Source organism: Nonomuraea sp. NPDC051941 (genome assembly GCF_044593615.1).
The window spans coordinates 578,844-588,293 of sequence record NZ_JBIUCF010000002.1 but is presented as its reverse complement, the minus strand read 5'-3'; the positions used below and the strand labels follow the sequence as shown (position 1 = coordinate 588,293).

The 9,450-nt window shown below is 74.8% G+C and carries 1 protein-coding gene; it reads left to right on the top strand.

What is annotated here, in order from left to right:
* Nucleotide 1: 1 nt before the first annotated feature.
* Nucleotides 2–9,412 (top strand): SDR family NAD(P)-dependent oxidoreductase, encoded by a 9,411-nt coding sequence (locus ACIHFD_RS06290; protein ID WP_397365853.1) that lies wholly within the window; start codon nt 2–4, stop codon nt 9,410–9,412.
* The last annotated feature ends 38 nt before the right edge of the window (nt 9,413–9,450 follow it).

Genomic DNA, 9,450 nt, shown 5'->3' with positions numbered 1-9,450 from the left:
CATGGCGACAGAAGAGCAGCTCGTCGAATACCTCAAGCGCGTGACGACCGAGCTCCACGACAGCAAGAAGCGGCTGCAGGCGGCCGAGGACAAGGACCACGAGCCCATCGCCATCATCGGCATCGGCTGCCGCTACCCCGGCGACATCGCGAGCCCCGAGGACCTGTGGCGGGTCGTGTCCGGCCGTACCGACGCCATCGCCGGGATGCCGGACGACCGCGGCTGGGACCTGGAGTCGATGTACAACCCCGATCCCGACGCGGTCGGCACCTCGTACGTCCGGGACGGCGGCTTCATGCGGGACGCCACCGCCTTCGACGCCGCGTTCTTCGGCGTCTCGCCGCGCGAGGCCGTGGCCATGGACCCGCAGCAGCGGCTGCTGCTCGAAACCTCGTGGGAGGCGATCGAGCGGGCCGGCATCGACCCGGACGCGCTGCGCGGCAGCCGGACCGGCGTCTTCGTGGGCGCCAACAGCCCCGAATTCCTCACGATGATGATGCAGGCGCCGCCGGAGCTGCAGGGTTACCTGATGACCGGCGTCGCCCCGAGCGTGGTGTCGGGCCGCGTCTCCTACACCCTGGGCCTGGAAGGACCGGCCGTCACGATCGACACGGCCTGCTCCTCGTCCCTGGTGGCGCTGCACCTGGCGGTACGGGCGCTGCGCAACGGGGACTGCTCGCTGGCGCTGGCCGGGGCCGTGACCGTCCTGTCCACGCCCGGCACCTTCATCGGCTTCAGCCGGGTACGCGGGCTGGCCAGGGACGGCCGCTCCAAGGCGTTCTCCGCCGAGGCGGACGGTATGGGGCTCGCCGAGGGAGTCGGCATCCTCCTGGTGGAGCGGCTGTCGGACGCCCGCCGCAACGGCCACCCGGTGCTGGCGGTCGTCCGCGGCTCGGCGGTCAACCAGGACGGCGCCAGCAACGGCCTGACGGCGCCGAACGGCCCTTCCCAGCAGCGGGTGATCCGCCAGGCGCTCGCCGATGCCAGGCTCGCGCCCGTCCAGGTCGACGCCGTCGAGGCGCACGGCACGGGAACCCCGCTGGGGGATCCGATCGAGGCCCAGGCGCTGCTCGCGACCTATGGCCAGGAGCGGGACCAGCCGCTGTGGCTGGGGTCGGTCAAGTCGAACATCGGCCACGCCCAGGCGGCCGCCGGCGCGGCGGGCGTCATCAAGATGGTCATGGCCATGCGCAACGGCGTCCTGCCCGCGACGCTGCACGCCGAGGAGCGCTCGCCGCACATCGACTGGTCGGCGGGCGCGGTCGAGCTGCTCACCGAGGCCCGCCCCTGGCCCGCGGGCGGCGAGCCGCGCCGGGCCGGCGTGTCGTCGTTCGGCATGAGCGGCACGAACGCGCACGTGGTGCTGGAGGAGGCGCCCGCCGAGACCCCGGCGGAGCCCGGCGGGGAGCTGCCCGTCGTGCCGTGGACGCTCTCGGCCAGGACGGGCGAGGCGCTGGAGCGCCAGGCCGGACGGCTGGCCTCGTGGACCCGGTCGCATCCCGAGCAGGGTGCGGTGGACGTCGGCTGGTCGTTGCTCGGCCGCTCGGCGTTCGACCACCGTGCGGTGGTGATCGGTGCGGACCGGGAGGAGTTGCTGGCCGGTCTGGACGAGGGCGCGGTGCGGGGTGTGGCCGGGCCGTGCGGCAAGACGGTGTTCGTCTTCCCCGGTCAGGGGTCGCAGTGGCTCGGCATGGGCGTCGAGTTGCTGGATGATTCGCCGGTGTTCGCGGCGCGGATGGTGGAGTGTGAGGCGGCGCTGTCGGAGTTCGTGGACTGGTCTCTCACAGAGGTGCTGCGCAGCGGGGAGGGCTTGGACCGGGTTGATGTGGTGCAGCCGGTGCTCTGGGCCGTGATGGTGTCGCTGGCCGAGGTGTGGCGCTCGCTCGGAGTGACACCATCCGCCGTGGTCGGTCACTCCCAGGGCGAGATCGCCGCCGCAGTCGTGTCGGGTGCGTTGTCGCTTGAGGACGGTGCCCGGGTGGTGGCGTTGCGGAGTCAGGCGATCGTGGCGCTGGCTGGTCGGGGCGGTATGGCGTCGATCCCGCTACCGGCTTCAGAAGTGATCTCAGGTGACCGGATCTCGATCGCGGCGGTGAACGGGCCTGCCTCGACGGTGGTGTCCGGCGATGCGGATGCCATTGAGGAATTGATTGTCGGTTATGAGGCCCAGGGAGTGCGGGCGCGGCGGATCGAGGTGGATTACGCCTCGCATTCGGCGCATGTCGAGGCGATCGAGGACGAACTGGCGCGACTGCTGGCCCCGGTCACCCCGCAAACGAGCGACGTGCCGTGGTACTCGACCGTGCGGCAGTGCTGGCTGACCGGGGCCGAGGTGGATGCCGCGTACTGGTACGAGAACTTGCGGCGGACGGTGTGGTTGGAGCCGTCGGTGCGGGCGCTGGCCGAGCAGGGGCATGGGGTGTTCGTTGAGGTCAGTGCTCACCCGGTGTTGACGATGGCGGTGCAGGAGACGGTCGAGGACGTGGTGGCGTGCGGCACGCTGCGCCGCGACGACGGCGGCCTGCGCAGGCTGTGGACGAGCGCCGCCGAGCTGTGGGTACGCGGCGTGGAGATCGACTGGGCCGGTGTGTACGAGCCCGCCCGCCCGAACCGGGTCGAACTGCCCACCTACGCCTTCGAGCGCGAGCCGTACTGGCCCAAGACCGTCCAGTCCAACGGCGACCTCACCCAGGTCGGCATGGGCCCCGCCGGGCACCCGCTGCTGGCGGCGGCGGTGTCGCTCGCGGACGGCGAAGGTGTGCTGCTGACCGGCAGGCTCTCGCTGAAGACCCACCCGTGGCTGGCCGACCACCAGGTCAACGGCCAGGTGCTGCTGCCCGGCACGGCGTTCGTGGAGCTGGCCGTCAGGGCCGGTGACGAGGCCGGCTGCGACCTGCTCGAAGAGCTGACTCTGCAGGCCCCGCTGATCCTGCCCGAGCGCGGCGGCGTCCAGGTGCAGGTGGCCGTGGGGGCGCCCGAGGAGGACGGCCGGCGGGCGCTGACCATTCACGCCCGGCTCGACGACGAGCCCTGGACCAGGCACGCCACCGGCTTCCTCGCCAAGGACACCGGCGCCGTGGCGTTCGGCGAGCCGTCGTGGCCGCCCGCGGGCGCGACCGCCGTCGGCGCCGACGACGTCTACGAGCTGCTTGCGGGCATCGGCGTCGGCTACGGCGCGGCCTTCCGCGGCTTGCGGGCGGTCTGGCGGCGCGACCGGGAGCTGTTCGCCGAGGTCGCCCTGCCCGAGGAGGCCACCGCGGACCTGGTCGGATTCGGGCTGCACCCGGCGCTGCTCGACGCGGCCATCCAGCCGCTCGCGGTGGGCGACTTCTTCCCCGCCCAGGACGGCGCCGGGCCCGTCCTGCCCTTCGCCTGGACCGGCGTGCGGCTGGCCGCCACCGGCGCGGCCACCTTACGGGTCCGGCTGGCGCCCGCGGGAGCGAACGCGGTCCGCATCGAGGTGGCCGACGCCACCGGCGCGCCCGTCGCCTCCGTGGACTCGCTGGTCGTGCGCGCGATGGCCGCCGCCGACCTCAAGGCCGCCGCGGACCCGCTGCGGGACGCGCTGTTCGCCCTCGAATGGGTGCCCGCGCAGCCCGCCCCCGCCCGGGATGGCATCCGATACGCGCTCGCCGGCGGCGACGCCACCCGGCTCGGCCTGCCGGTGGACGCCCTCGACCCGGACGGCCCCGTGCCGGACCTGGCGATCCTGGTCTGCACCCCGTACGCGGGCGACGACCCGGCCGCCGGCGCCCGCGCCGCGACCGGCGAGGTGCTGGCCGCCGCCCAGACCTGGCTCGAACAGGAGCGGTACGCCGACGTGCCCCTCGTCGTCCTCACCCAGGGAGCCACCGGCGACGACCTGCCGAGCGCCGCCGTATGGGGGCTGATCCGCTCGGCCCAGTCGGAGAACCCCGGCCGGTTCGTCCTCCTCGACGTGGACGGCACGGACGCGTCCTGGCAGGCGGTCCCCGCCGCCCTCGCCTCGGGCGAACCCCAGCTCGCGCTGGTCGAAGGCGAGGCCCTGGTCCCGCGGCTGGCCCGGCACCGCGCCGCGGAACCCGCCGGCCACGGCACGTGGACCCCCGACGGGACCGTACTGATCACCGGCGGCACCGGCACCCTGGGCGGGATCGTCGCCCGTCACCTGGTGACCGAGCACGGGGTCCGTCGGCTGGTGCTGATCAGCCGGCGCGGCCCCAACGCCGACGGCGCGGCCGACCTGATGACCGAGCTGACCGGGCTGGGCGCGGACGTGACCGTCACCGCCTGCGACGCCGCCGACCGGCAGGCGCTGGCGGACGTGCTGGCCGCCATCCCGGACGAGCACCCGCTCACCGGCGTCGTCCACACGGCCGGCGCGCTGGACGACGGCGTCCTGGCCGCGCTGACGCCCGAGCGGATCGACAACGTGCTGCGGGCCAAGGCCGACGCCGTCCTGAACCTGCACGAGCTGACCAAGGACCTGCCGCTGACCGCGTTCGTGCTGTTCTCGTCGGCCGCCGGCGTCTTCGGCGGCCCCGGCCAGGGCAACTATGCCGCCGCCAACGCGTTCGTGGACGCCCTCGCGCAGTGGCGCGGACGGCTCGGCCTGCCGGCCCTGTCCCTGGCCTGGGGCCTGTGGGAGCAGGACAGCGGGCTGACCGGCACCCTCAGCGAGACCGACCGGGCGCGGCTGGCCCGCACCGGGGTCGCGCCGCTGTCCACCGCCGACGGGCTCGCGCTGCTGGACGCGGCCTGCGCCGCGGACCGGGCGGCGCTGGTGCCGATCCGGCTGGAGTTCGCCGCGCTGCGGATGGCGGCCCAGTTCGGGGCGCTGCCCACGATCCTTCAGGAGCTCGTCCCCACCTCCAAGCGGCGGGTGGTGGGCAACGACCCGGCCGCCGCGTCGGAGCTGCGCGAGCGCCTGGCCCGCATGCCCGAGGCCGAGCACGCCAGGGTGCTGCTCGACCTGGTGCTCGGCCAGGTGGCGACCGTGCTCGGCTACCGCGACGCCGGCGCCGTGGAGCAGGACCGCCCGTTCAACGAGGCCGGGTTCGACTCGCTGACCGCCGTCGAGTTCCGCAACAGGATGAACGCGGCCACCGGGCTGCGGCTGCCCGCCACGCTGATCTTCGACTACCCGACGCCCGTCCAGCTGGTCCAGTATCTCCGGGGCCGCCTGCTCGACGGCCCCCAGACGGCCGTCTCCGCCACGACCCGGGCCGGTGAGGAGGAGCCGATCGTCATCGTCGGCATGAGCTGCCGCCTCCCCGGCGGCGTCACCAACCCCGACGAGCTGTGGAACCTGGTGGCCGAGGGCGGCGACGCGATGTCGATGTTCCCCTCCGACCGCAACTGGAACCTGGACGAGCTCTACCACCCGGACCCCGAGCACCCCGGCACCACGTACGCCCGCGAGGGCGGCTTCGTCTACGACGCCACCGCGTTCGACCCGGCGTTCTTCAGCATCTCGCCCAGGGAGGCCGTGGCCATGGACCCCCAGCAGCGCCTGCTGCTGGAGAGCTCGTGGGAGGCGCTGGAGCACGCCGGCATCGACCCGGCCGGGCTGCGCGGCAGCAAGACCGGCGTGTACGTCGGCCTGATGTACCACGACTACGGGATGCACCTGCAGCAACCGGCGAGCGACCTCGAGGGCCTGGTCGGCACCGGCATCTCGGCCGGCGTCGCCTCCGGGCGGGTGTCGTACACCTTCGGGTTCGAGGGCCCGTCGGTCACCCTCGACACCGCCTGCTCCTCCTCGCTGGTGGCGCTGCACATGGCGATCCAGGCACTGCGGCGCGGTGAGTGCTCGCTGGCCCTGGCCGGCGGCGTCACCGTGCTGTCCACCCCCTCCGTGTTCGTCGACTTCAGCCGCCAGCGCGGCCTTGCCTCCAATGGCCGCTGCAAGTCGTTCGCCGCGGCCGCCGACGGCACCGGCTGGGCGGAAGGCGTGGGCATGCTGCTCGTCGAGCGGCTCTCCGACGCGCGCCGCAACGGCCACCCCATCCTGGCCGTCGTACGCGGCAGCGCGATCAACCAGGACGGCGCCAGCTACGGGCTCACCGCGCCCAACGGCCCCTCCCAGCAGCGGCTCATCGAGCAGACGCTGGCCGACGCGGGGCTGGGCGCCGCCGACGTCGACGCCGTCGAGGGTCACGGCACCGGCACCACCCTCGGCGACCCGATCGAGGCGCAGGCCATCGTCGCCACCTACGGCCAGGACCGGCCGCAGGACCGGCCGCTCTATCTGGGCTCGGTGAAGTCGAACCTCGGCCACACCCAGGCCGCGGCCGGAGTGGCGGGCGTCATCAAGATGGTGATGGCCATGCGGCACGGCGTGCTGCCGAAGACCCTGCACGTGGACGAGCCGACGACGCACGTCGCGTGGGACGCCGGCGCCGTCAGGCTGCTCACCGAGGCCACCCCGTGGCCGGAGACCGGCCGGCCGCGCCGCGCGGGCGTCTCGTCCTTCGGCATCAGCGGCACCAACGCGCACGTCATCGTGGAGCAGGTCCAGGAGGAGCCCGCCGCGCCGCCTGCGGAGACCGGGCGGCCGGTGATCCCCTGGGTGCTGTCGGCCAAGACGCAGGACGCGCTGAAGGCCCAGGCCCGCCGGCTGCGCGAGCACCTGGCGGCCCGGCCCGCCCGCCCGGCGGCGGACCTGGCCTGGTCGCTCGCCACCACGCGGTCCTCGTTCAAGCGGCGGCTGGTCGTCCTGGGCGCCACCCGTGACGAGCTCGCCGCCGGGCTGGAGGCGGCGATCGAGGGGACCGCGGCGGACAACGTGATCACCGGATCGGCGGCCCGCGGCAGGACGGCGTACCTCTTCACCGGCCAGGGCAGCCAGCGCCCGGCCATGGGGGAGGAGCTGTACGCGGCCTACCCCGAGTACGCCGAGGCCTTCGACGCGGTCTGCGCCAGGTTCGACCGGCACCTCGACCGGCCGCTGCGCGAGGTCATCGCCGGCGACGCCGAGCTGCTCAGGCAGACGCGATACACGCAGGCGGCGCTGTTCGCCGTCGAGGTCGCCCTGTTCCGGGTCCTGGAGGCGTGGGGCGTGCGGCCCGACTACCTGGCCGGCCACTCCATCGGCGAGATCGCCGCCGCGCACGTCGCCGGCGTGCTGTCGCTGGACGACGCGGTGACGCTCGTCGCCGCCAGGGGCAGGCTCATGCAGGCGCTGCCGCCCGGCGGCGCGATGGTCTCGGTGCGCGGCGCCACCGAGGAGGAGGTCCTGCCGCTGCTCGCCGGGTACGAGGAGCGCGTCGGCATCGCCTCGCTCAACGGACCGGCGTCCCTGGTCCTGTCCGGCGACGAGACGAGCGTGCTGGAGCTGGCCGAACGGCTGGCCCGGCGCGGCTGCAAGACCAAGCGGCTGACCGTCAGCCACGCGTTCCACTCGCCGCTGATGGAGCCCGCGCTGGAGGAGTTCGTGAACGTGGCGCGGGGGCTGGCCTTCCGGCCGCCGGCCATCCCCATCGTCTCCAACGTCACCGGCGAGCTCGCCACCACCGACGAGCTGACCTCGCCCGAATACTGGGCCCGCCACCTGCGGCAGGCCGTGCGCTTCTGCGACGGCGTGCGGACCCTGCGGGACCAGGGCGTGTCCACGTTCCTGGAGCTCGGCCCGGACGCCGTGCTGTCGGCCATGGTCGAGGACTGCCTGGACGGCTGGAACGGCGTCGCCGCGCCGGTGCTGCGCCGCGACCGGGCCGAAGCCGCCACGCTGGTCGAGGCCCTGGCCCGGGCGCACGCGAACGGCGTCGGCGTCGACTGGGGCGCGGTGATCGGCACGGGCACGCCCGTACCGCTGCCGACCTATCCCTTCCAGCGGCAGCGCTACTGGCCGGACGCGCCCCGGCACGAGGAGGCCGCGGGGCCCGACCAGGAGTTGTGGGACGCCGTTGCCCGAGGCGACCGCGACGGCCTGCTCGCGGTGCTCGGCCTGCGGGGCGGGGCGACGCTCGACGAGCTGCTGCCCGCGCTGGCCAGATTGCGTGGCCAGGACGGCGCCCACCACGCCGACGTGCGCTACCAGCTCGGCTGGCAGCCCCTGACGGATCTGCCCGCACCCGCGCTCCGCGGCACCTGGCTGGTGGTCGCGCCCGACGGCGCCGGCCCGGACGGGACGCCGGTCGGCACCGCATCGGGCCAGGCGCTGGTGGCCGGGCTCGCGGCGCACGGAGCGGACACCGTACGGCTGTCCGCGATGCCGGACTCCGACGGCGGCGTGGCGGGCGTCGTGTGCCTGCTGCCGGAAGGCGCGACCGCTCCGGACCTTCCGGCGGGATCGGCGCCGGTCTGGTTCCTCACGCGGGGAGCGATCCAGGTGGCGCCGTCCGACCCGCTGGCCGGGCCGCAGGCCGCCCGCGACTGGGGCGACCTGCGGGCCACGGCCGGTCAGGGGCGCGGCGGGCTGATCGACCTTCCGGACCGGCTGGACGAGCAGGTCATGCGCCGGCTGTGCGGGGTGCTGTCCGGGCGGACCGGCGAGAACGAGGTGGCGGTGCGCTCCGGCGGGGCCTTCGCCCGCAGGCTGCGCCCGGCACCGCCGCGCGGCGCCCCGGCCGGCCGCGAATGGCGTCCCGGCGGCACGGTCCTGGTGGCCGGTCCGCTCGACGAGACCGCCGCCGAGCTGGCCAGATGGGCCGCGCGCAACGGCGCGGACGAGGTCGTCCTGACCCAGCCGCACGCCGAGCTCGAAAGCGAGCCGGGCGTGGTGGTCCGGGCCGTCGGCGGGCGGCTGCCCGCGGGCCGGGTGACCGCCGTCGTCTGCACGACCGCCGAGGCGGCGTACGCGCTCGACAAGCCCGCCCGCGCCGCGGACGTGCCCGTCTTCCTCATGCTTGCCCCGGCGCACGCCGCCTGGGGCGGGGACGGCGCCGGCACGTACGAGTACTTCACGGCGCTCGCCGACGAGCGGCTCGCGTCCGGGCAGCCCGCGCTGGCCGTCGCGGCGGGCCTCAAGGAGCCCGCGGACGCGGTCTCCGCCGTCCGCCAGGCCCTGCGCCAGGGGGACAGGGCGCTCGTCGTCGCCGACCCGGACTGGGCCGCGCTCGCCGCGGCCGGGCCCGCCCGGCTGCTGGGGGAGATCCCGCAGGCGGCGGCCCGGCAGGACGGGCCGGACGACGTGGTGGACGGCATCGCCGCCTTCCGCCGCCTGCTGTCCGACAGCCCGGCCGACGAGCACCACGGCATCGTGCTCGACGTGGTACGCGGCCAGGCCGCCGCGATCCTGCAGCTGCCACTGCCCGACGCGGTGGAGCGGGACGCGGAGTTCTTCGAGCTGGGCTTCTCCTCGATGGCCGCGGTGGAGCTGCGCAACAGGCTCGTCGAGCTGACCGGCATCGAGGTGGCGGCCGACGCGATCTACGACTACCCGACCCCCGCCGAGCTGGCCGAGCACCTGCTCGCGGAGGCCGTGAGCTGAGCTCGCGGACCCCACCTCCCGCGGCCCCACCCCTCGCG

Bases quoted from the DNA above. Each gene is read 5' to 3' on its own strand.
- ACIHFD_RS06290 (WP_397365853.1), top strand. From the start codon at position 2: ATGGCGACAGAAGAGCAGCTCGTCGAATACCTCAAGCGCGTGACGACC.